General features: G+C 58.2%; 18 protein-coding genes. 7 read left to right on the forward strand and 11 right to left on the reverse strand.

Features of this window, described 5'->3' with window-relative positions:
- Positions 1-35 precede the first annotated feature (35 nt).
- The 6 genes from hmeg3_RS02650 to hmeg3_RS02675 all read right to left on the reverse strand — a co-directional run bounded on the left by hmeg3_RS02650 (position 36) and on the right by hmeg3_RS02675 (position 6,560).
- Entirely contained in the window at positions 36-248 is a 213-nt protein-coding gene (locus hmeg3_RS02650) for a SlyX family protein (RefSeq protein ID WP_094562360.1), read from the reverse strand.
- On the reverse strand, positions 245-1,531 hold the full coding sequence (locus hmeg3_RS02655) for a TIGR03862 family flavoprotein (protein WP_094562361.1): 1,287 nt from the start codon (positions 1,529-1,531) through the stop codon (positions 245-247). Before hmeg3_RS02655 ends, hmeg3_RS02650 begins: the two co-directional genes overlap by 4 nt.
- On the reverse strand, positions 1,512-2,255 hold the full coding sequence (locus hmeg3_RS02660) for an amino acid ABC transporter permease (RefSeq protein ID WP_094562362.1): 744 nt from the start codon (positions 2,253-2,255) through the stop codon (positions 1,512-1,514). Before hmeg3_RS02660 ends, hmeg3_RS02655 begins: the two co-directional genes overlap by 20 nt.
- 132 nt (positions 2,256-2,387) lie before the next feature.
- Entirely contained in the window at positions 2,388-3,185 is a 798-nt protein-coding gene (locus hmeg3_RS02665; RefSeq protein ID WP_094562363.1) for a basic amino acid ABC transporter substrate-binding protein, read from the reverse strand.
- Positions 3,186-3,453: 268 nt separating this feature from the next.
- Positions 3,454-4,293: an alpha/beta hydrolase family protein gene (locus hmeg3_RS02670; protein ID WP_198361776.1), complete on the reverse strand. Its 840-nt coding sequence runs from the start codon at positions 4,291-4,293 to the stop codon at positions 3,454-3,456.
- Between the two features lie 185 nt (positions 4,294-4,478).
- Positions 4,479-6,560 carry a UvrD-helicase domain-containing protein gene (locus tag hmeg3_RS02675; protein ID WP_094562365.1) on the reverse strand — a complete coding sequence of 694 codons (2,082 nt, stop codon included), beginning with the start codon at positions 6,558-6,560 and terminating at the stop codon, positions 4,479-4,481.
- A 110-nt stretch (positions 6,561-6,670) separates the two neighbouring features.
- Between hmeg3_RS02675 and hmeg3_RS02680 the strand changes: the two genes are divergently transcribed.
- Positions 6,671-7,141: an SRPBCC family protein gene (locus hmeg3_RS02680; RefSeq protein WP_094562366.1), complete on the forward strand. Its 471-nt coding sequence runs from the start codon at positions 6,671-6,673 to the stop codon at positions 7,139-7,141.
- 9 nt (positions 7,142-7,150) lie between these two features.
- On the opposite strand, the gene hmeg3_RS02685 is transcribed toward hmeg3_RS02680, so the two are convergent.
- Positions 7,151-8,215 (reverse strand): YeiH family protein, encoded by a 1,065-nt coding sequence (locus hmeg3_RS02685; RefSeq protein ID WP_094562367.1) that lies wholly within the window; start codon positions 8,213-8,215, stop codon positions 7,151-7,153.
- Positions 8,216-8,333: 118 nt separating this feature from the next.
- Here hmeg3_RS02685 and hmeg3_RS02690 point away from each other — a divergent pair, with 118 nt between their 5' ends.
- A complete protein-coding gene (locus tag hmeg3_RS02690) occupies positions 8,334-9,239 on the forward strand; it encodes a LysR family transcriptional regulator (RefSeq protein WP_094562368.1) in 906 nt (301 codons plus the stop codon).
- Positions 9,240-9,256: 17 nt separating this feature from the next.
- Here the strand turns inward: hmeg3_RS02690 and hmeg3_RS02695 are convergent, their stop codons facing one another.
- On the reverse strand, positions 9,257-10,714 hold the full coding sequence (locus hmeg3_RS02695; RefSeq protein ID WP_232511829.1) for a sensor histidine kinase: 1,458 nt from the start codon (positions 10,712-10,714) through the stop codon (positions 9,257-9,259).
- 14 nt (positions 10,715-10,728) lie between these two features.
- Positions 10,729-11,406, reverse strand: coding sequence for a response regulator (locus tag hmeg3_RS02700; protein WP_094562370.1), 678 nt, complete (start codon positions 11,404-11,406; stop codon positions 10,729-10,731).
- Between the two features lie 348 nt (positions 11,407-11,754).
- On the opposite strand from hmeg3_RS02700, the gene hmeg3_RS02705 reads away from it, so the two are divergent.
- The 5 genes from hmeg3_RS02705 to hmeg3_RS02725 all read left to right on the forward strand — a co-directional run bounded on the left by hmeg3_RS02705 (position 11,755) and on the right by hmeg3_RS02725 (position 18,228).
- A complete protein-coding gene (locus tag hmeg3_RS02705) occupies positions 11,755-12,729 on the forward strand; it encodes a tripartite tricarboxylate transporter substrate binding protein (RefSeq protein ID WP_198361838.1) in 975 nt (324 codons plus the stop codon).
- A 52-nt stretch (positions 12,730-12,781) separates the two neighbouring features.
- Positions 12,782-13,900, forward strand: a complete 1,119-nt coding sequence (locus hmeg3_RS02710) for an ABC transporter substrate-binding protein (protein ID WP_094562371.1) — start codon at positions 12,782-12,784, stop codon at positions 13,898-13,900.
- A gap of 200 nt (positions 13,901-14,100) precedes the next feature.
- Positions 14,101-15,912, forward strand: a complete 1,812-nt coding sequence (locus hmeg3_RS02715; protein ID WP_094562372.1) for an iron ABC transporter permease — start codon at positions 14,101-14,103, stop codon at positions 15,910-15,912.
- Between the two features lie 59 nt (positions 15,913-15,971).
- Positions 15,972-17,051 carry an ABC transporter ATP-binding protein gene (locus tag hmeg3_RS02720; RefSeq protein WP_094562373.1) on the forward strand — a complete coding sequence of 360 codons (1,080 nt, stop codon included), beginning with the start codon at positions 15,972-15,974 and terminating at the stop codon, positions 17,049-17,051.
- 115 nt (positions 17,052-17,166) lie between these two features.
- Positions 17,167-18,228: a porin gene (locus hmeg3_RS02725; RefSeq protein WP_094562374.1), complete on the forward strand. Its 1,062-nt coding sequence runs from the start codon at positions 17,167-17,169 to the stop codon at positions 18,226-18,228.
- Between the two features lie 144 nt (positions 18,229-18,372).
- Here the strand turns inward: hmeg3_RS02725 and hmeg3_RS02730 are convergent, their stop codons facing one another.
- On the reverse strand, positions 18,373-18,870 hold the full coding sequence (locus tag hmeg3_RS02730; RefSeq protein WP_094562375.1) for an asparaginase domain-containing protein: 498 nt from the start codon (positions 18,868-18,870) through the stop codon (positions 18,373-18,375).
- 73 nt (positions 18,871-18,943) lie between these two features.
- Complete coding sequence (locus hmeg3_RS02735; protein ID WP_094562376.1) at positions 18,944-21,544, reverse strand: chemotaxis protein CheW; 2,601 nt, start codon at positions 21,542-21,544, stop codon at positions 18,944-18,946.
- Positions 21,545-21,846: the final 302 nt, after the last annotated feature.

A 21,846-nucleotide genomic window follows, 5' to 3' on the forward strand; every position in this document is an offset into this window, starting at 1 on the left:
AGATCCGGCGCGCGGCCGGGGGCGATCCGGTTCGATCAATAATGCGGAGGTCTTTCGTTCTCGATGCTGCGCTGTTCGCTGATGCTGTTTGCGGTATCTTTGACTTGCCGCGCCAGCGTCGTCAGCAGCTTTTCGAGCTCGTCGATTTTCTTTTGCTGCTCATAGACGATCTTGTTGAGGGCATCGACAGTGTCCTCCTGATGCGTCAGCTTCAGCTCGATGTCGATCAGACGTTCTTCGTCGATCATGATGTTTTCTCCTTGTCGGTTGATGGCAGGTTCAACCAACGCAATGCGCCTTGTGCGGCAACGCGCCCACTGGCGAAGCAGGCGGTCAGCAGGTAGCCACCGGTCGGCGCTTCCCAATCCAGCATCTCGCCGGCGCAAAATACACCGGGCACGGGATGCAGCATCAGATCGTCAGTCATCGCTTCAAATGGTACACCGCCGGCGCTGCTGATGGCTTCATCAATCGGACGCGCAGCACGCAGTCGAACCGGCAGCTCCTTGATGGCTTGCGCCAGTTTGCGCATGTCTTGAAAATCTTCCGCGCTGGTGCATTCGCGCAGCAACGCCGCTTTTGCACCTTTTAGCCTGAGGCGGCTTTGCAGATGGCTGGACATTGACCGTGCGCCACGCGGATGCTGCAGCTCGCTCAGCACGCGCGAGGGCATCCAGTCCGGCAGCAAGTCGAGATACAGTGTCGCCGGTGCAGCAGGTGTGATGGCATCGCGCAGTGGCGCCGACAAGGCGTAGATCAGACCGCCTTCGATACCGTTGTCGGTAATGATGCATTCGCCCTGGCGGCGCAAAGGCGTGCCGTCGTTCAGCATCACGGTCGCTGCAATGGTCTTCAGCGGTTCCCCCGCAGCGCGGCTGCGGAAGTGCTCGCTCCAGTCGACATCGAAACCGCAATTGGAAGGCTGCAACGGCGCAAGCTCGACACCACGCTCGCGCAGCAGCGCCATCCAGGCACCGTCCGAACCAAGTCGCGCCCAACTGCCGCCGCCGAGCGCAAGAATGCTGGCCGAGGCGGCGACCGAGACTTCTCCTTCAGGCGTGGTGAAGCGCAATTTTCCATTCGCATCCCAGCCTTGCCACCGATGCCGCATGTGAAAGCGCACACCGGCCTCGCGCAGGCGATGCAGCCACGCGCGCAACAGTGGCGCGGCTTTCATGTCGGCAGGAAAAACACGGCCGGAACTACCCACGAAAGTGTCAATGCCAAGCCCATGTATCCACGCACGTAATTGATCCGGGCCGAAGTCTCGCAGCATGGCCGCAATGTCCTTGCGGCGTGTACCGTAGCGGGAGAGAAAACCGTCGATGTCTTCCGAGTGGGTGATGTTCATGCCGCCTTTGCCGGCCAGCAAAAATTTGCGCCCGACCGACGGCATGGCGTCGTAAAGGTCAACTTGCACGCCGTTGAGCGCCAGCACTTCGGCAGCCATCAGGCCAGCCGGGCCGCCGCCTACGATAGCTACCGTGGCGGCGTTGGCTATGGTTTTTTGATCAGTGGCGGGATGGGGCACTGTATTTCTTTTCCAGTCGGGCAACCAGCATGGCCAGACAAATGGTCATCGTGAAGTACACCACCGAGATCGTGATGTACGGTTCCCAATAGCGGGAGTAATTGCCGGCGACGGTGCGTGCGGCATAGGCCAGTTCCGCCAGGCCGATGGTCGACACCAGCGAGGAATCTTTGAGCAAGGTGATCGCTTCATTACCGAGCGGCGGCAGCATGCGGCGAAACGCCTGTGGCAGGATGATATAGCGCATGCGCAAGCGATAACCCATGCCCAGGCTCGATGCCGCATAACTTTGGCCGCGGTCGATCGACTGGATGCCGGCGCGGAAAATTTCGGAAATGTACGCCGCCGCATTGAGCGACAAGGCCACGATGCCTGACACAAAAGCCCCGTAATCCTGTTTGATCGTGCGCGCCAGTTCACCGGAAATCAGCAGGCCGTTATCCTGATGAATCAGCACCGGCATCACGGCAAAGTGGATCAGCAGAATCTGCACGAACAGCGGTGTACCGCGGAAAAAGGCCACGTAAAAACCGGCAATCCATTTGGTCACGCGCAACACATATTTCCACACGCCATGCTGGACATCGGCCAGCCGCAGCATGCCCAGCAACAGCCCCATCACGGTGCCCGCGATGATGCTGATCACGGCAACTTCCAGCGTCATGAAGAAGCCCTTGATGAACAGCGGCGCGTAGCCTTCGATGATGCTCCAGCGGAAATCCATGATGGGAAATTGAGTAGTGGACATGAAAAATGCGCAATCCGGTTGGATTACGCATTTGGTCGAATTATACCGCAGCGCCGCTGCCAGCCTAGATTCTCTTGATCGAAGGCCGACAGCAACGCGGGATAAAAATTACTTCTTCGCGCCGAAGTATTGCGCGCTGATCTTGTCAAAGGTGCCGTCAGCCTTCAGGTCGGCCATGCCCTTGTTGACCTTGTTCAGCAGCTCGGTGTTGCCTTTGCGCACGGCGATGCCGTAATACTCTTTCGGGAAGCCGGCATCGGAGACGGTACGCAGCTTGCTCGACGGATTGTTGGTGATGTAGTTCTTGACCACTGCATCATCGGCCACCACGGCGTCAACGCCGCCGGTTTCGAGTTCCTTCAACGCCAATGGGGTAGAGTCCAGGCGCTTGATGTTTGCGCTGTTCTTGCCGAGCAGGTTCTGTACAACTTCGTCACCGGTTGTAGCACTCTGTACGCCGACCTTCAGCGTCTTCAGGTCGTCGAATTTTTGCACCTTGGTGTTATCGGCCGCCACGGCGATCAATTGCGATGCCTCGAAGTAAGGCTCGGAGAAATCAACGGTTTGTTTGCGCTCATCGGTGATGGTGATGGCGGAAATCAACAGGTCGCGGTCGCCTTGCGCCAGGAAGTTGAAGAAGCCTTCAAACGGTGTCGGCACGAACTTCACTTCAATACCGATCTTCTGCGCCAGCGCCTTCATCACATCGATGTCGAAGCCGACCACGTTTTTCTGTTCGTTCTCAGCAGAAAACGGTGCGTATGCCGATTCCACGCCAACCAGATAGACCTTGGCTGCGGGAGCTGCTGCCGGTGCCTGAGCAACCGGTTCGTCTTTCTTGCCGCAAGCAGACAGCGCGGACACCAGCGCCAACAGGGGAACGAATTGTTTGAAAAACTTGTTCATGAGTTACCTTGTAAAAATGAAAACAATGCGGACACCGAAGCCACGTCAGTCAATGCATTCAGGGGAATTCGGAAAGGGGAGGATTGTAAACGTTTACCGGGGCGATAAACGCATTTTGTGGCGGAAATGCGGATAAAAGCACGGTCAATATGCCGTAAGGATGCGTCGATGGCGCATCGCTATTGGGAAATATGCAACAGTCGAGAATCCCGCTCAAGCCCGGTCGCCGTAGTGACGGCCGGGTTTGATCGTGAGCTATTCCACCCGGTTATTGTTCAGGCCGGCGGACAGTCTGGAAGATGTATTTAAGCGCGTCGCCGATGGTCGACTCCCATACCGGCCAGGCATGCGCACCATTGACGATGCGCAGCTCGGCAGGTTGCTTGTTCTTGCGTAGCAGCGAGTAGAACTGCGTCGCTTCGCTCTCGATCATGAAATCGTCGTCGTCGCCTGAGTTGATATACATCGGCACCTTGATGTTCTTCTTCAGAAACTCATCCCACAGCGCCGGATAGTTGTGTGCCTTCCAGATCGCAGGATCAAAATCAGGCGAACCGAATACCTTGACGAAGCGTGCCGAGGAAGTTGCAGGTGGCTCCGGGTTGTAGATGGCGGGGCTCAGCAATGCGGCAGCCTGAAATTTTTCCGGATACTTCAGTGCAAAACGCATCGCACCGTAGCCGCCCATCGACAAACCGCCTACCAGTCGGCCATCACGTCCTGTCAGTGTGCGAAAACGCTTTTGCACTTGCGGAATCAGATCGGCGAAGAACGCTGTTTCGACTTTCTCCTTGAGGTCGACAAACCAGGTGGTACCGGCGTCCGGCATGATGATGATGGCAGGCGGGATGTCGCCGGACGCGATCAAGGCATCGGCCGTCGCCTGGATGCGTCCCTTGACCGGCCAGTCGTTGCGATGGCCGTCATTGCCATGGAGCAGATATAGCACCGGATAACGCAGGTTGGATGTCTCGTAACCGGTCGGCAGGTAGACGTTGTAATTCCACGCACGCCCTAGCGTGGGCGATTGAAATTCGACATTGGTGATGGTGCTGGCTTGCGCGCCGGCAGATGCCAGCAGCAGTAACGCCAGCAATGATAGATACAACTGCGCAAATTGTTTCCTGAAAATGGAAAGTATGTCTTCTCCTCCTTATTGTTATCGGATGCTGCAGATGCATGAGTCGCATCGTGCAGCCGGGGTGTTTCCCCGAAGAAAATTATACGCAGTGATGCAATCTCGTGTTGAAGCATTGCGCTTGACCATCGCGTTAGCGCAGTGCGCAGGTCAAATCAGTCGTTTGAAGGCGTGGGCGTAGTGCGCGGCTGTTGCAACAAGGCCTTGAGATTGGCCAGCCGGTTCTGCGGCGTGATGACTTCGCTTTCCTTCGGGACGGCGTCGCCGACATCGAGGTTCATTTCCTTGATGAAGCGCGAGGGGTCGCAGGCCGTGTATTCGCGTGCACGCTTGCGGCGTTTGCACCAGGTGATTTGCAGGCTGCGCTGGGCGCGCGTGATGCCGACATACATCAGGCGGCGTTCTTCTTCGATTCGCGCAGCGATCGTCTCGGCCGGTGCATCGGCGTCACCCTTGTGCGGCAGGATGCCTTCTTCCACACCGATCAGAAACACGTGCGGATATTCCAGTCCCTTGGAGGCGTGCAGCGTCGACATGCGCACCGCATCCTGCTCTTCGTCCTTGCCTTCGAGCATGGACATCAGCGCCACCATCTGGGTCAGTTCCAGCAGATTCTTTTCTTCACCCTCGCCATCCTTGCCGCCGTTGCCGCGTTCTTTCAACCAGGTGGTGAAGTCGACCACGTTCTGCCATTTGCCCTGGGCCTGGCGTTCGTCGAAGGCGTCATAGCAGTAGCCTTCGTAGTTGATGGCTTCCATCATGTCGTCGAGCACCAGCGCCGCGTTTTCTCCGCTGCCGGAGGGGCCGGGCCGGCTGGCGCGCGATTCGAGGTTGTTGATGAAATCGCAGAACTGACGCAGCGGCAGCAATTGCTTGTCGGGCAGCTTGTCTTCCAGCGCACCCTTGTAGACCGCTTCAAACAGCGAGCACTGCCACTGACCGGCCACCGTGCCGAGTACTTCCAGCGTGGCCTGACCAATACCGCGGCGCGGCGTAGTGACGGCGCGGATGAACGCCGGATCATCGTCCTGGTTGGCGATCAGGCGCAGGTAACTGATGATGTCCTTGATTTCGGCTCGGTCAAAGTAACTTTGTCCACCCGACATCACGTAAGGAATGCGTTCGCGCCGCAAGGCTTTTTCAAAGATGCGCGCCTGATGATTTCCGCGATACAGGATGGCGTAGTCGGAGAATTTCGCACGCCGCTCGAAGCGATGCGCCGAGAGCATGATGGCGACTTGCTCGGCTTCGGCTTCGTCGTCGTCCATCGCCATGACCTTGATCGGATCGCCGAGGCCGTGTTCGGACCACAACGCTTTTTCAAACAACTTGGGATTGTTGGAAATCACCGAGTTGGCAGCTTGCAGAATGCGTGTGCTGGAGCGGTAATTCTGTTCCAGCTTGATCAGATGCAGATTCGGAAAATCGATCTGCAGTGTCTTCAGATTTTCAATCGTCGCGCCGCGCCAGGCATAGATCGCCTGATCGTCGTCACCTACGGCAGTAAACATCGGCTTCTTGCCGATGCCGCTGACCAGCAGCTTGACCAGCTCGTATTGGCAGGTGTTGGTATCTTGATATTCATCCACCAGCAAATAGCGCAAGCGGCGCTGCCAGCGGTCGCGCACTTCTTCGTTATTGCGAAACAGTTCCACCGGCAAGCGGATCAGATCGTCGAAGTCGACCGCCTGATAGGCCGACAGCGTGGCGACATAGCTGCGATAGATACGGGCGGCCACGGCCTCCTCTTCGTCGACAGCATTCCTGAGGGCAAGATCCGGATCGACCAGGCCGTTTTTCCATAGCGACATCGAGTTCTGAATACGGCGGATCAACTGTTTGTCGGTCGTCACCGCCAGATCTTGTACCAGCGAAAAACAATCGTCGCTGTCCATGATCGAGAAGCGATCCTTCAAGCCCAGATGCTTGGCCTCCTGACGCAGAATCTTCACGCCCAGCGAGTGGAAGGTCGACACGGTCAGATGCTTTGCCTGCTTGGGTTCCTTTAGCAGTTTGGCAATACGCTCCTGCATTTCCAGCGCGGCCTTGTTGGTAAAGGTCAGCGCGGCAATATGGCGCGATTCGTAGCCGCAGTTCTCGATCAGATGGGCGATCTTCTGCGTAATCACGCGCGTCTTGCCCGAACCGGCGCCGGCCAGCACCAGGCAAGGGCCGTTCATATACAGCACAGCTTCACTTTGCGGGGCGTTCAGGCCAAATGCGGGGGCAGCAGACATGCGGGGATCGATTCGGTGCGGTGGGGGATAACACGCCATTGTAGCAGGCCGGGCAAGCCGAGCCGGGGCCTTCTGTGGGACAATGGAGGCATACGGAAACAGGTCATAGCATGAAATTCAATCACTTGATACAAATCAACGATCCGCTCAATCCGCTGATCGACAATCTGACACGCGAACAACTCTGGCGCGGGCTCGTCATGCGTGCTGAAGCGCCGCAATTGTTCATGGAGCATCTCGACGAATGCTTGCTGTCCGACAAGACGGAGGCGTCGGTAAAGCGCATGCTGCGCTATGGCGAATTGCGCATTCACGACGTCGTCACCTATGAGCCGCAAGTGCGGGTGCATTACCTGGTGCCGGCGCAGGGCGAGATCCCGACATCGAGTTTAAGCATGACCATCGAAGAGCCGGAAGAAGAGGCGCTGTTCGTACGTTTTGAATACGACGACGGTGCGCCGGAAGAAGTCGATACCGAGAAGGCCTTCTACGACCAGTTCCGTCGCTCTGCGTATGAAGAGGCGGATATTGATACCATCCGCATTATTCGTGAACTGATCGTTCAGGGTTCAACGCATTAAGCAAGCTGACTAAAGCAGGCTGGTCACCGTAGCATTGACCGCTGCACCACCCACAATCAGCCACGCAAACAGCAATCCACCCAGCAGCAAAGGACGCATTCCGGCGCGCCTTACCGACGACAGATGCGTCGTCAGGCCCAGTGCCGCCATCGCCATCGCCAGCAGGAAAGTATCGGCGTCGAGCAGGGCGCCGGTGATGGCAGCCGGGATCGGAAGCAGCGAGTGCAGCGCCACTACACCGATGAACGCGAACGCAAACCAGGGAACGCCAGCCATGCGGGAAGTCTTGCTGCCGCCGACAGAGGCAGCCGACTTGCCGCGCTGCACATAAGCCGACAGGATCAGCAGGAACGGCGCCAGCATCATTACGCGAACCATCTTGGCGATCACGGCCGTGTTGGCGGTGTGCTCATCAATCGAGCGCGCGGCAGCCACCACCTGCGCCACTTCATGTACGGTCGAGCCGATGTAGACGCCAAAGTCGGCGTGGCCTTGCAGGAAGTTCAGGCCATGCAACACGGGGTACAGAAAGATCGCCACCGAACCGAATACAACCACGGTCGACACCGCCACCGTCACTTGCTCGCTGCGCGCACGCAGCACCGGCTCCGTCGCCATTACCGCCGCTGCGCCGCAGATCGAGCTGCCCGCGCCGATCAGCATGACGGCATTGGGATCCAGCTTGAATACCTTGACGCCGACGAACCAGGCAAGCGCAAAGGTCGACATCAGCATACAGGCGTCAATGACGACGCCGCTGACGCCGACTTGCGAGATGTCCTGAAAGGTCAGACGCAGGCCGTACAGCACGATACCCAGGCGCAGCAGGTTTTGCTTGGAGAAGGCTACGCCACTGCCGCAACTGGCGGCGACACGCGGGAATACCGTGTTGCCGATCAGCATGCCCAGCACGATTGCGACCGTCAGCGCGCTGAAGCCATGCGCCTGCAGCCAGGCGTTCTTGCTGACTTCGATAGAGGCCAATGCCAGTGTTGCGCTCAGCGCCAGGCCGGGGATGAAGCGGGCCAGCGGCGATGTGGGGACGGCTGTGACGGAGATCGGCGAGGTGTTCATGATGTGCCTGTCATTCAGGGGTGAGCGGAATGAAGGCACTTTATCGCACAGCCATTTAAAAGAAAAACGCGTTATTTTGTTAATATCTACCTAAATATTAGGTTGATTGACGAACTTCATGAAAATTACTCTGCGGCAATTAAAAATCTTTCTGGCGGTGGCGCAGTCAGGCAGTACAACTGCGGCGGCGGAAACGGTGGCCTTATCGCAATCGGCGGCCAGCGCGGCGCTTAATGAGCTGGAAGCCGGTTTGAACGTGCAGTTGTTCGACCGCGTCGGCAAGCGGCTGGTGCTGAACGACAACGGCCGTCTGCTGTTGCCGCAGGCGCAGCACATGCTCGACGCCGCACACACTATCGAGCAGCAATTCCTTGCACCTGATCAGGCCGGTGCCGAACTGCATATTGGCGCCAGCACCACCATCGGCAGTTACATGCTGCCCGAGATGGTTGCCGCCTACCGTCACGATCATCCGCAATTGCGCGTGCGTGCGCTGGTGGCCAATACGGCGGACATCGTTGCCGCCGTCAGCAATTTCGACGTCGATGCGGCGTTGATCGAAGGGCCGTGCCATGCCAGCGATGTACTGGTCGAGCCATGGATGACGGATGAACTGATCGTGGTTGCCTCGCCGACGCATCCGCTGGCAGCGCAAGGCAAAAAACTCACTCTGAAAAAACTGAGCGAGGCGGATTGGCTGTTACGCGAAGCAGGTTCCGGCACCCGTGAAGCAGTTGAACATGCCTTGCTGCCTTACCTGCATCACTTGCCGTCGGCGTGCGAGTTCGGCAATTCGGAGGCGATCAAACGCGCCACGGCGGAAGGCATGGGCATCAGTTGCCTGTCGCGCGCCGTCGTGAAGGATCTGTTGGAGTCGGGCCGGCTGATTGAACTGGCAACGCCGTTGCCGACGTTGCGCCGGCATTTTTATCTGGTGCGCAATAAGCATCGCGTGCTATCGCTGCGGCTGGCATCTCTGCTGGATTTTTTCCGCAGCTGGGCGCTGCAGCACGAGCAGGGGTGATGCATATTATTTGAGTGCTATTTACGCGAGGATGCCGGGAAGCGCACCTTCACGATCAGCCCCTGATTTGATCCCGGATTGTTCGCGCTGTCGGAGAGAATGATCTCACCGCGATGGGCCGACGCAATGTCACGCACGATGGACATGCCCAGGCCGGCGCCATGGGGATTGGCAAGTTGCGCCGACGGTGCGCGATAGAAGGGCGCAAACACGCGCTCGCGATCGGCAGCCGGAATGCCGGGGCCGTTGTCTTCCACTTCCAGTACGGCATACAGGTCATCGCCAATGCGCTGTTCGACGACGCGCATGCCGATCTTGCCGTGCGCAGGCGTATAGCGGATCGCATTGTCGAGCAGGTTGACGACCAGTTCGTGCAGCAGCAGCGGGCTGCCATCGATCAGTACATCGTGATCAGTATCGAAAGACAGATCGATATGTTTGGCTACCGCGTGTTGGGCCAGTTCCAGCGCCACCTGCCGCGCTGCGCCTGTCAACGAGACCGGTGCGATGCCGCCTTCCGCCGCGCCATGTTCAGCACGCGCCAGCGTGAGCAGACGATTGGCCAGATGCACGGTGGAGTCGGTGGTGCCGGCAATGCTTTCGACCAGCTCACGCAGTTCATGCAAGGCACGTGGATCATTGGGCGCCCGGTCGAACTCGCGCAGTGCCAGTTCCGCTTGCGTCTTCAACACGGTGAGCGGCGTACGCAGCTGATGCGATGCATCGGCGATGAAACGGCGCTGCCCGGTGATCAGGGTTTGCAGGCGTTCCATGTAACCGTTCATGGCCAGCACCAGCGGGCGCATTTCCTTGTGCACGCGGTCGGGATCGAAGTCGGACAAATCCGTCGGCGCGCGCGATTCGACATCACTGCGCAATTGCATCAGCGGCCGCAGCACAAAACGCACGGCAAACCATACCAGCAGCGCGGCAACCACTACCAGCACGCCCTGACGCCACATGGTGTCGAACAGGATCTTGCGCGTCATGCCACGGCGCGCATCCATGGTCTCACCAACCTGGATCAATGCGATGCCGCGCATGCTGTCGTCGTAGACCGGTTGATAGAGCGCTGCAATGCGCACCGGCTGATTGTGATAATCCGCCTGATAAAAACGCACCAGCGCCGGATAAGCTTCCGAGCGTTTCACATCGGCGGGCAGTGGCGGCAGATCGTCGTAGCCGGAAACGAATTCGCCTTTCACGCCGGTGACCTTGTAATAGATGCGACCGAGCGTGTCGGTCTCGAAACTGTCGAGCGCCACATAGGGCACGTCGGCCACGACGTGGCCGTTGACGATAGAGACGCGTTCGGCCAGCGCGCGCGTCGACGCCAGCAACGAACGGTCGTAGGCAATGTCGGCGACTTCCAGCGCGTTGTAGTAAACCGACACGGCGTCGACCGCCACCAGAATCAGCAGCGGCACCAGCAGCCAGCGCATCAGCTGGCTGCGCAGACTGCCGAGTCTGGTCATGGCAAAATGCCGTATCATCCGGCGGCCTGCAGCAGATAACCGAGGCCGCGCAGGGTGGTGATGGAGACGCGGCCTTCGTCGATGGCGTCGAGTTTTTTGCGCAGTCTGTGGATGTAGATTTCGATGGCGTCGACATTGGCGTTGTCGTCCAGCGAGAACACTTCCTGAAACAATTTCTCTTTTGCCACGGTGCGGCCGGCGCGCGTGATCAGTGCTTCGAGCACGGCATGCTCGCGCGGCGTCAGCGCCAGCATGGCGCCGCCATAGGTGAACATGCGCGATACCGTATCGAAACTGAGCGCACCGCAATTGACGGTAACGGTTTCATTGCCCTGTGCGCGTCGCAGCAGCGCTTTGACGCGCGCTTCCAATTCCACCAGTTCGAAGGGTTTGGCGAGATAGTCGTCGGCGCCGAGATTGAGTCCGTTGACGCGATCATTGAGTCCGCCGCGTGCCGTCAGGATCAGCACCGGCGTGCGGCTGCCGCGTGCACGCAAGCGTTTGAGTACTTCCAGCCCATCCATCTTGGGCAGCGTCAAATCCAGAATGACCAGCGCATATTCCTGGGTCAGCAGCAGGCTGTCGGCATCGGCGCCGTTGGCCGCGCATTCGACGGTGAGATGCGCATCCTGCAAAGCCTTCGACAGCCAGCGGGAGAGTTCGACGTGATCTTCAACCAATAGGATGCGCATGATGACAATGAAAAAAGATGGTGCAACGCAATGAGACAACAAACGAATACAAGGACGGAAGCCATGAATCAATCGTCACAGCGCAGCACGGTGAAAACACGGATAGCTGCGGATGCTAACAGAAGCCGGGCCTTTGCAATAGCGGGTTTGCGTCGGATCGACATACTCGTCGGATTCTTTCACAGCACTGAAAGCCGAATGAAAGTTTGGGCAGGTAGCATGCGCCCACATCATCAAATCAATAAAAATAAAAATCCTATATTGGAGACACAGCATGATCCCGATACGCGCTTTCACGTATTCGTTGCGCCACGTTTTCGCCACTTTGCATCGCGCCTGACTGCCGTGATGACTTCGACCATCCGGCATTGGCTCCTGCGGAGCTTGCTGCTTGCCTGCGCGCTTTTGTTATGCGCCATCTCCGCGCAGGCGACGGAGTGCATTGTCCCGGCCAAGCCGGGCGGCGGGATGGATGGCGCGTGCAAGATGATGCGCAAGGTGCTGTCTGCAAAAGACGGCGCACCGGAGATCAAGATCAGCTATCTGCCTGGTGGTATCGGTGCCGTGGCGTGGAGCTCGGTCGTGTCGCAGCGGCGCGGCGGGCCGGACACGCTGGTGACGTTCTCCGGCGGATCACTATTGAATCTGGCGCAAGGCAAATACGGCAAGGCCGCTGTATCCGACGTGCGCTGGCTGGCAGGTGTCGGCACTGACTACGGCATGATCGCCGTGCGCAGCGACGCGCCCTATAAGAATTTACGCGAGCTGGTCGACGCCATGGGAAATGATCCCGGCAAGATCACCATCGGCGTCAGCGGCACGGTGGGCAGCCAGGATTGGCTCAAGGTAGCGATGATCGCCCGTCGCGCCGACATCGACCCCAAGAATTTTCGTTTCGTTGCACTGGAAGGCGGTGGAGATTCATTCACCGCTTTGCAGGCGAATCACGTGCAAGTGATTTCCGGTGACGCATCCGAGGCTGCAGCTTATATCAAGGAAGGCAAGTTCCGCATCCTCGCGGTGCTGTCGGAAGACCGCCTGCCCGGCGCGCTGTCCGGCGTTGCCACCGCACGCGAGCAGGGTTTCGACGTGGTGTGGCCGATCATTCGCGGCTTCTACATGAGTTCACACGCATCAGACACCGACTACCAGCGTTGGGTCGGCATCTTCGACCGTGCCATGGCGACGGAGGAATTCAAACGGCAACGCGCTGCCAGCGGACTCTATCCCTTTTCGATGACGGGGCCGCAACTGACTGAATACGTTCGCAAGGTCGTCGAACAATATCGCAAGCAATCGCAGGAACTGGGGCTGGTCAGATAAGCGCGTTGACCGGGCTCTCCCTGCCCACCATAAAATCTAAAGGAGATTTCGCATGTCCGTTCGTGTATTCGTGAAGCGTCGTATCACTGTCGCCCTGGCCCTGGCTCTGCCGCTGGCAGGTTTGTCCTCGGCCGCTTTGGCGCAGGTGCCGGCTGGTTATCCCGCCGACTACGCCAAGGTGGTCGACGCGGCGAAGAAAGAAGGCAAGGTGGTGGTCTACAGCACCACGGACTCGAAGGCGGCGGAAGCGCTCATCAAGGATTTCAGCGCGCTGTATCCAACGGTGAAGGTGGAGTACAACGACATGAACTCCACCGAAGTCTATAACCGCTTCATTTCCGAAGCGGCTGCCGGCGGTGCGACTGCCGACGTGATGTGGTCGTCCTCGATGGACCTGCAGGTCAAGCTGGCATCGGAAGGTTATGGCCTGGCCTACAAGTCACCGGAAGCCGCCGCCATCCCGGCATGGGCGAACTGGAAAGATACCGCCTACGGCACCACCTACGAACCCGCCGCCATCGTCTACAACAAGCGTCTGGTGCCGGAAGCCGAAGTGCCGACCACGCATGCGGAATTCACCAAGCTGCTGACCACCAAGCTCGACAAGTACAAGAACAAGGTCACCACCTACGACATTGAAAAGTCCGGCGTCGGTTTCAGCCTGATCACTCACGACATGAAACTCAATCCGCAATTCTGGGATTTCGCCAAAGCGCTGGGCGGTGTCGCGGTGCGCGTGCAGTCGTCGACCGGTACCATGCTGGAACGCATTTCTTCCGGCGAAAACCTGATCGGCTACAACATCCTCGGTCCTTATGCGCTGACCCGCGCCAAGAAAGATCCATCGATCGGGATTGCTTTCACGAAGGATTACAACCTGGTGTTGTCGCGCGTGATCTTCGTCAACAAGTCAGCCAAGAATATCAATGCCGGCAAGCTCTGGATGGACTACATCCTGTCCAAGCGCGGCCAGACCATCATCGCCAACGACGCGCAATTGTTCGCCATCCGTGCTGACGTGACCGGCGCAACAACGTCGGCAGATCTGAACAAACAACTGGGATCGGCCTTGAAGCCAATGCCGGTCAACACCGAATTGCTGGAGTACCTGGATCAGACCAAGCGTCTGGCTTTCCTGAAGCAATGGAAGGACGCCGCCGGCAAGAAATAAGCCGCCGGGCGCGATTTACAAGATCCGCAAGATCCGTAACAAGCAGCCCGGCTAACCGGTCGGGTTGCAGTTTTCAAGACATCACCGCTCATCACTCTTCGTTTGGGAAGCCGCTTTTGCGCCCTCCCTGGCCGAAGGCTTGTCCGGATTTTCGGATACGCAGGGGAGAGGCCGTGTCTATTTCTTAGGTAGCAAGACTTATGCAAATACTTTCAACCACCGATCGCATCGAGCCCGCAGCCAAGCGTTTCCGCATACGCCTGAACTGGCCGCGCGGGGTCGTAGTCGCGCTGGCGTCATTGGCGATCTTCGTGCCGCTGCTGCTGATTTTCTATCAGAGCTTCTTGTCGGCGCCGTTCTTCGCGCCGGTGAAGACGCTGACCCTGGATTCCTATCGCTTCATTTTTGATGACTCGGATTTTCGCCAGGCCTTCGTCAACGGTTTCTATCTTGCTTCCGGCCTGGCGCTGATTGCGGTGCCACTGGGCGGTATGCTGGCGTTCCTGATGGTGCGCACCGACCTGCCGGGACGCGGCTGGATTGCGCCCATGCTGCTGGTGCCGATCTTTGTGTCGCCGATGGTGATCGCATTCGGCTACGTGGTGTCCATGGGGCCGGTCGGTTTTTATACGGTGTGGATGCGTAACCTGCTGTCTGTTTTCGGCTTCGAAGGCGATCCCTGGAATGTGTATTCCTTCCCGGCCATCGTCGTCATCGCCGGTCTGACTCACGTGCCGCACGTCTATCTGTACGCTTCGGCAGCATTGAAGAGTCTCGGTTCGGACGTCGAGGAAGCCGCACGCGTTGCCGGCGCGTCGCCGCTGCAGGTGGCACTCAATGTGTCGCTGCCGATGATCATGCCGGCGCTGGCGTATTCGGGCGTGCTGGTGTTTTTTCTCGGGTTCGAAGTCTTTGGTTTGGTACTGGTGCTCGGCGATCCGGAAGGCCATCTGGTATTGGCGACCTATCTCTACAAACTCACCAACAAGCTTGGCACGCCTTCGTATCATCTGATGGCAGCCGTCGCCGTGTGTCTGGTCGCCGTGACCATGCCGTTGGTCATGCTGCAACGCTGGTTGCTGAAGTCGGCAAACAAATATGTCTCGATCAAGGGCAAGGGCGCACGCCAGAAAGCGCTGCCCTTGGGCAAGTGGCGCTGGATTGCCTTCGCATTGATCGCCGGGTGGTTGCTGTTCACCGTGATCGTGCCGCTGTCGGGCATTGCCCTGCGCACCTTCGTGTCTCACTGGGGCGACGGCGTGACACTGCTCGATGTACTGACGCTGCAAAACTTCCGTGATGTCTGGAGTCAGCCTTCGCTGGTGCGCGGCATCATCAACACCGTATTGATCGGCGTGATCGGCGGTGCCGTGGCGGTGGCTTGCTATAGCGCGATTGCGCTGGCGATGCATCGCAAGAACGACGGTATCACCCGCTTCCTCGATTACAGCGTGCTGGTGCCGCGTGCGGTGCCGGGGCTGCTGGCCGGTCTGTCTTTCCTGTGGGTTTTCCTGTTCGTGCCTTCGCTGCTGGACAGCTTCCTCAAAGGCTTCGACAACGATGTGGCGCGCTGGCTGGTCGAGAATTTCATTCCTCAGTTACGCGAGTTGCGCTCCACTATTTTCTCCGTCTGGCTGGCGTATTCCGTGGTGTGGATGGCTTACGGTCTGCGCCTGATCACCACCGCCTTGCTGCAAGTCGGCCCAGAACTGGAAGAAGCGGCGCGCGCCGTCGGTGCGCAGCGTGGCCAGGTCACGCGCGACGTCACGCTGCCGCTGGTCAAGTACGGCTTGCTCGGCGCATGGCTGATGGTGTTTCTGATCTTCGAGCGCGAGTACTCCACCGGCGTGTACCTGCTGTCGCCGGGCACCGAAGTCATCGGCTCGATGATCGTCTCGATGTGGGCGGCCGGTGCGGTGGAACTGGTGGCGGCGCTGTCGTTCATCAACATCACACTCGTCGCGATCGGTCTCGGCATCGCGTTGCGCTTCGGTATCAAATTGCACGATTAACTTACTCAATACACGAGGTTGCGGTGTGATCGTCGCAGCCTGCAATCAAAGGAATCATCATGTCAGAACTTACCGTCAACGACCTGCACCTGGACTACGGCAGCGGCGCCAGCGCCAATCCGATTCTCAAGGGTGTCTCCATGCAATTGCAGCGCGGCGAAGTGGTCGCGTTGCTCGGCCCTTCCGGCAGCGGCAAGACCACGCTGCTGCGCGCCGTAGCAGGATTGGAATCGCCCAAGGCAGGCACCATCGATATCGCCGAGCGTCGTGTCTTCGACGGTTCACGCAAGTTGGAAATACCAGCAGAAGAACGCAATCTCGGTCTGGTGTTTCAGTCGTATGCCTTGTGGCCGCACAAGACTGTGTTCGACAACGTCGCCTACGGCCTCAAACTGCGCAAGATGGGCAGCAGCGAAATCGCTGAACGCGTGAAGACCGTGTTGTCGCAACTCGGCCTCGGTCATCTGGGCGAACGTTTTCCGCATCAACTCTCCGGCGGTCAGCAGCAGCGCGTCGCCATCGCGCGTGCGCTGGTCTATAACCCGCAAGTCATTCTGCTCGACGAACCGCTGTCCAATCTCGACGCCAAGCTGCGTGAAGAAGCGCGTGCCTTCCTGCGCGAACTGATCGTGCGCCTCGGCCTGTCGGCGCTGATGGTCACGCATGACCAGGGCGAGGCGATGGCGATTTCGGATCGCATCCTGTTGCTTAACAACGGCAAGATTGAACAGCAAGGCACGCCGCAAAGCATGTACCAGACGCCGGACACGCTGTTCACCGCCGAATTCATGGGCAGCAACAATCGTCTGCCCGGCAAGGTGTTGCAGCGCGACGGTCAGCGCGTCACCTTGCAGGTCGAAGGAGGCACCGTGCTGGCCACGGCGCGTGGCAGCAATACCGGCAGCGACGTCACCGGAATCATCCGTCTCGAACAAGTCCGTATCGCCGATCACCAGACCGACAACGCCATTCGTCTTCCGCTATCGACCTGCATGTACCTGGGCGATCGCTGGGAGTGCTTGTTCAAAGCCAAAAGCGCGGACAGCACAACGGTCGGCTTGCGCGCCTACGCGCCGCACAAGCTGGAGCAGGGCGAGTACTGGCTGACTCTGCCGGAGCAAGCGCTCTGGGCATTCTGATTTGATGCATGTGACGCATAGACGGGACGGCCGCCTGCCTGTGCTTCAACACATCGCATCAAAGCAACGCAAAGCAACACAACCATAAAAACGATTTTCATCAAGGAGAGAAAGAGTGCAGAAGAAATTATTGGCAGCAGCAATCTTGTCAGCCGTCAGCGGCATGGCAGCGGCGCAGAGCAATGTGACCGTCTACGGGCTGATCGATACTGGTATCGAGTACGTCAACAACGCAAGCGCCCAGGGCGGCAGCGTTACGCGTATGAGCTCGGGTGCAATGAACACGTCGCGCATCGGCTTTCGCGGAACCGAAGATCTGGGTGGCGGACTGAAGGCGATCTTCCAGTTGGAAAACGGCTTCAAGCTTGATACCGGCGCCTTCGACGGCGACGCCAACCAGCTGTTCAACCGCCAGTCCAACGTCGGTCTGGAGGGCGCCTTCGGGCGTGTGGTCGCCGGACGTTCGTTCAGCACCACGTATGACTTCATTCTGCCCTTCGATCCGATGGGTTATTCGGCGCAGTATTCGTGGGTGACGTCGGCCGGTGCTACCGGCGGCCGCAAGGATGGGATGCCGACCGGCGTGTCGAACATGATCAAGTACCAGGGTGATTTCGGCGGCTTCAAGATCGGCGCAATGTATGGTTTCGGCGAAGTTGCAGGCAGTGTCAACGACACGTCGAAGTATGGCGTTGGTCTGGCTTACGGCAACGGTCCTTTCTCGCTGGCGACCACTTATGATCGCGTCAACGGTACAGCAGCGGTTGCCGGCGGCGCGTACGACAAGACCACGACGGTACATCTGGCCACCGGCTATCAGGCGATGGAATCGCTGAAGTTCAGCCTCGGCTATCGTTACTTCAAGAAGACACTGGCGACCGGCGCGGCTGATCTGCGCAGCGATTTCTACTGGGGTGGCGCGACCTACAAGTTCACACCGGCATGGAGTCTGATCGGCACCATCTATTATCAGAACCAGAAAAACCTGGTCAAGGATGCCGACCCGATCATGTATTCGCTGCGTCTGAAATACGCCTTGTCCAAACGCACCGATCTGTACGCCAGCGGCGCCTATGCAAAGGCAAAGAACAATCAGTTGGTTGGCCTGTCGCGTGATGACGTCGGGTTTGGCAATAGCCAGACCGGTGTGACACTGGGCATGCAACACCGGTTCTGATCGTAGAAGCCGCTAAAAATGAAGCTGGCGTTGTTGCACCGGTGCGCCTAGCCAGATTCATTTTGTAGCGACTTCTACTGGTTGTGACGATGATAAAAAGCGAGGCTTCAGCCTCGCTTTTTTATGGACTACTGAAAAGTTGATTCAGTCTTGCGGCTCAATCGGTTCGAACACGCCGGCGACGCGGTTCTTCTGCACCTGATCCCAAGGGAAGACGCGGCCGTTCATCGCCACATAGACACCGTGCGTCAACACTTGCGCGACGCCGCAGGCGAAGCCAAAATTGAATTGCGCATCCGAGCCCTGAATCGCGTAAGGGATCATGGCTCCGGTCAGCACGATGGTCTTTGCCAGTTGCGCCGCGCCCAATACGCGTGCAGTGTCTTGCATCGTATCGGTGCCATGGATGATGACGATGGCGTTTTCTTCGGAGCGGTCGCATGACGCGAGTACGCGGCGCCGGTCGATGTCTTGCATATCGAGCGAATCGAGCAGGGGCAGTTCTTCCAGTGTGGCCGGGACAGTCAGGCGCGCCCGTGCAATCACGGCCGGCAGGTGGCTATTGGCGAAGCCGAGCTGGCCGGCGATTTCGTCGTAGTGTTTGTCGAAGGTACCGCCGGTGGCGATGATGCGTAAAGTCATGATGGTGACGAATCAGGAAAACGAGTCCCCGCCATCATACCCCACATCTCGCCAGCGACAGCACTCAGCGGACTCAGGCTGCCATGAGCTGCAGCGTCGAGCCGGTATTTTCAGCGGCTTGTTCCGCCACCTCAGGCGGCATCGGGATCTGGCCGTCGATCAGCAGCGCAAACAGGCGCTCGACATCGATGGCCTGGATCAGCAACTGGCCGTTGTTGGCCTTGATGACTTGTGTCACCAGCATCGATGCGCCTTGCATGGCGAACGGCGTGTGCATGATCTGACCCGGATTGAATTGCGGTACGGCGTGCAACTCGTCGACAAGCAGGCCGATGGTATGTTCGCCTTCTCTCACGATCATGACCTGGCTGCTGCCGCTGACGGCCGAGCGCGTGCCGCGCATCATCTGGCCCAGATCGAAGACCCAGATGAATTCTGTGCGCTTATCGTCTACACCGTCGCGTTGCAGACCCAGTACGCCGATCTGTTCTGCGCGTGAGCCCATGGAAGTCGGTAGTACCGCGCTGTACGGAACGGCTTCCACAACATGCGCGGCCGAGATGGCGAACAGATTGTTGTCGCTGAAGAAGGTCGCGTATTCGTTGCCGTCGGTGATGGCAGGGTCGGTATCCAGCAGGAATTGGCGGCTGTCGGTTTGCGAGCCGGTGCCTTGCACCGCGCCGAAAGATTCAAACACCACCGCGATGATGTCTTCCTGATAGCCGTCGCTGACCTTGAATTCACGATAGCCGCTCGATACGGAGCAGGCTACGATTGCATATTCGTTGTCATGCACGGTCACCTGCGACGCGCGGCCGCCGTTGGAAATGGCCAGCAACGCGGGATCGATGTCGAGGATGTCGCCGACCGCACGCTTGTCATCTGTCGTCGAGATGATGCGTGCGTTGCGGTCGATGTAAAAGGCGGTCATATTCTTTTTGCCGGTGATGCCGCTGGCCAGCATGTTGGCGAACTCCGGCGTCGAGTCGAATACGATGCCGATGCCGCCGACCACAATCGCTTCGTTGTCGAGATCGCGAATCGCTGCGTGATAAATGTACGTGTTCTTGCCATCGTACAGCGACGTTGCAGAAAACGGACTGACGTAATACTGCTGTTGCGTACGCAGCGAGAGCACTTGATTGAGGCTGTCTTCATCGACGTGAGCGCCGATCATTGCAGCAGCGTTATCCCCGGTACTGGCGACGATGCGGCCATGGCGGTCATAGACGAAGATGCGCGTGTACACAGTGTAAAGACCGTTGATGTAGGAGAGGATAGTGGTCATCTTCTCTACCGTTGCCTGATCTTGTTCCGGCTGCGCCAGCGCGGTGCGCAATTCCGGTGTCAATGCCCACCAGCGGCAATCGTCGGAGCGCTCATACAGATTTCGATCAAGCAAATCGACCAGCAGGCTGGTGGTGAATTCAGCGTCGCGCATACCCGATACCAGCACGGTCTGATAGAGATCGTGGATAGATTGCGCGAACAGCTCGTTGCTGCGGTTGCCGGTCTCGCTGATCTGATCGAGGATGGTCTTGAGCTTGAGCATTTCGCCGCGTTGGCCGGCGGTCATGACCTGACCGTTCCACACGATGCGTTGAATGGTCTTGGCGGCAGTCATGATGTCGAACAGCGGCGGGCAGAAAGACTCCGCATGCGACAGCAAGCCCTCGGCGATGTCGGACGGCAGCTTGGTCAGCGCATCGCTGATCACACCGCTGAATGCGACTTCCACCGGAATCATCACCTGGCCTTGCCAGCCGACGGGGCCTGGATAACCTTGATATCCATCGGAAGATACGGTGCGCACCAGATATTCACGACCGCAGAACAGCATCAGCGATGCGTTGCCGTCGCGGTTGACCGGCACTTCGGTGCCGACCGGAACCCACAGCTTGTCGGCACTGGCGATGACGCGGTTGTCGGCGTCCAGCAGCAGCATGTTGGAGCGCGATTCCGCGTCGCGATGTGACGAGAAGATACCGGCCATCTCTTCTTCAAAATGGAAGCACAGACACAGGATGCCAACCACCGCACCAGTTTGGGGATGCTGCATGCGGCGCGAATAAATCAGCGCGCGCTCTTTGCCCGGACGCAGGTCGCTGAAGCGGAAGGTTTCGACATAGGTATCTGAATTGAGTGTCTCGCTGATGAGCGCGTCAGCGCTGTGTTCCAGCGGTGTCGACGGATCGATTTGCACGAGTACGTTGCCCTCGGTATCGAGCAGCATGATTTCGTCATAGACGGTGTATTTATTGCGGTACTCACGCAGCCGATAGCGAATCGCGTCGGCGTTATCGGTAATGCCGGCGACGAAATTGCACAGTTCGCGATCAGTGGCGAGGAAGCCGACATCGGCTGTCCGTTCAAACAGATTGCGAACCACGATGTCGATCACGTATTGCGCTTTGGTGCCGATCTCGGTGAGCACGTTGCGGACTTTTTCCTGAACGAGGCTGACGACCAACTCGCGTTCAAGCCGGCTGAAGCCGGTGCGTGTTGCCGCCATGGTCGGCAGGATGGTCTTGGCCTCGCTGGGGCAATTCATTTTGGCCGAGGCCTCAATCACGCGCCACATGAGGTTCAGTTCCTGCAACGACTGTTCGCATTTCGTCACATCGCGCATGTACGGCAAGAAAGTCTCTGTTTGAATTGCTACGTGCTCACTCATTGTTGTCCCTTGGTTGAAGAAGTTCGTCAGAACCTATCCGCGCCGTGCTTATGTTTTATATAAATTTCTGAGCTGGTGCCGGCGCTCAATTGTCATTACGCAAATTGCGTGCCACGCATTTTATTGGCGAAACGACATTCATGTTGTCTACAAGATCGTCCGCAAAGCCGCATACAGACTGGGTTTTTAAAGTTTCCGAAAGGAAATTTCGAGGACCTTTTGCTGATCAATAAAAATCAGGCGGTTGAATTTCGCGAAAGGAGAGGCACCTAAGTCCACTCGGCGTCACAGAATAGTCATGA

It is taken from the genome of Herbaspirillum sp. meg3 (assembly GCF_002257565.1).
Classification (GTDB): Bacteria; Pseudomonadota; Gammaproteobacteria; order Burkholderiales; family Burkholderiaceae_D; genus Herbaspirillum.

Excerpts from the sequence above, each read along its gene's own strand:
- hmeg3_RS02650 (WP_094562360.1), bottom strand. The coding sequence starts at position 248 with ATGATCGACGAAGAACGTCTGATCGACATCGAGCTGAAGCTGACGCAT.
- hmeg3_RS02660 (WP_094562362.1), bottom strand. The coding sequence starts at position 2,255 with ATGGATTTCCGCTGGAGCATCATCGAAGGCTACGCGCCGCTGTTCATC.
- hmeg3_RS02665 (WP_094562363.1), bottom strand. The coding sequence starts at position 3,185 with ATGAACAAGTTTTTCAAACAATTCGTTCCCCTGTTGGCGCTGGTGTCC.
- hmeg3_RS02675 (WP_094562365.1), bottom strand. The coding sequence starts at position 6,560 with ATGTCTGCTGCCCCCGCATTTGGCCTGAACGCCCCGCAAAGTGAAGCT.
- hmeg3_RS02680 (WP_094562366.1), top strand. The coding sequence starts at position 6,671 with ATGAAATTCAATCACTTGATACAAATCAACGATCCGCTCAATCCGCTG.
- hmeg3_RS02685 (WP_094562367.1), bottom strand. The coding sequence starts at position 8,215 with ATGAACACCTCGCCGATCTCCGTCACAGCCGTCCCCACATCGCCGCTG.
- hmeg3_RS02690 (WP_094562368.1), top strand. The coding sequence starts at position 8,334 with ATGAAAATTACTCTGCGGCAATTAAAAATCTTTCTGGCGGTGGCGCAG.
- hmeg3_RS02695 (WP_232511829.1), bottom strand. The coding sequence starts at position 10,714 with ATGACCAGACTCGGCAGTCTGCGCAGCCAGCTGATGCGCTGGCTGCTG.
- hmeg3_RS02700 (WP_094562370.1), bottom strand. The coding sequence starts at position 11,406 with ATGCGCATCCTATTGGTTGAAGATCACGTCGAACTCTCCCGCTGGCTG.
- hmeg3_RS02705 (WP_198361838.1), top strand. The coding sequence starts at position 11,755 with ATGACTTCGACCATCCGGCATTGGCTCCTGCGGAGCTTGCTGCTTGCC.
- hmeg3_RS02710 (WP_094562371.1), top strand. The coding sequence starts at position 12,782 with ATGTCCGTTCGTGTATTCGTGAAGCGTCGTATCACTGTCGCCCTGGCC.
- hmeg3_RS02715 (WP_094562372.1), top strand. The coding sequence starts at position 14,101 with ATGCAAATACTTTCAACCACCGATCGCATCGAGCCCGCAGCCAAGCGT.
- hmeg3_RS02720 (WP_094562373.1), top strand. The coding sequence starts at position 15,972 with ATGTCAGAACTTACCGTCAACGACCTGCACCTGGACTACGGCAGCGGC.
- hmeg3_RS02730 (WP_094562375.1), bottom strand. The coding sequence starts at position 18,870 with ATGACTTTACGCATCATCGCCACCGGCGGTACCTTCGACAAACACTAC.
- hmeg3_RS02735 (WP_094562376.1), bottom strand. The coding sequence starts at position 21,544 with ATGAGTGAGCACGTAGCAATTCAAACAGAGACTTTCTTGCCGTACATG.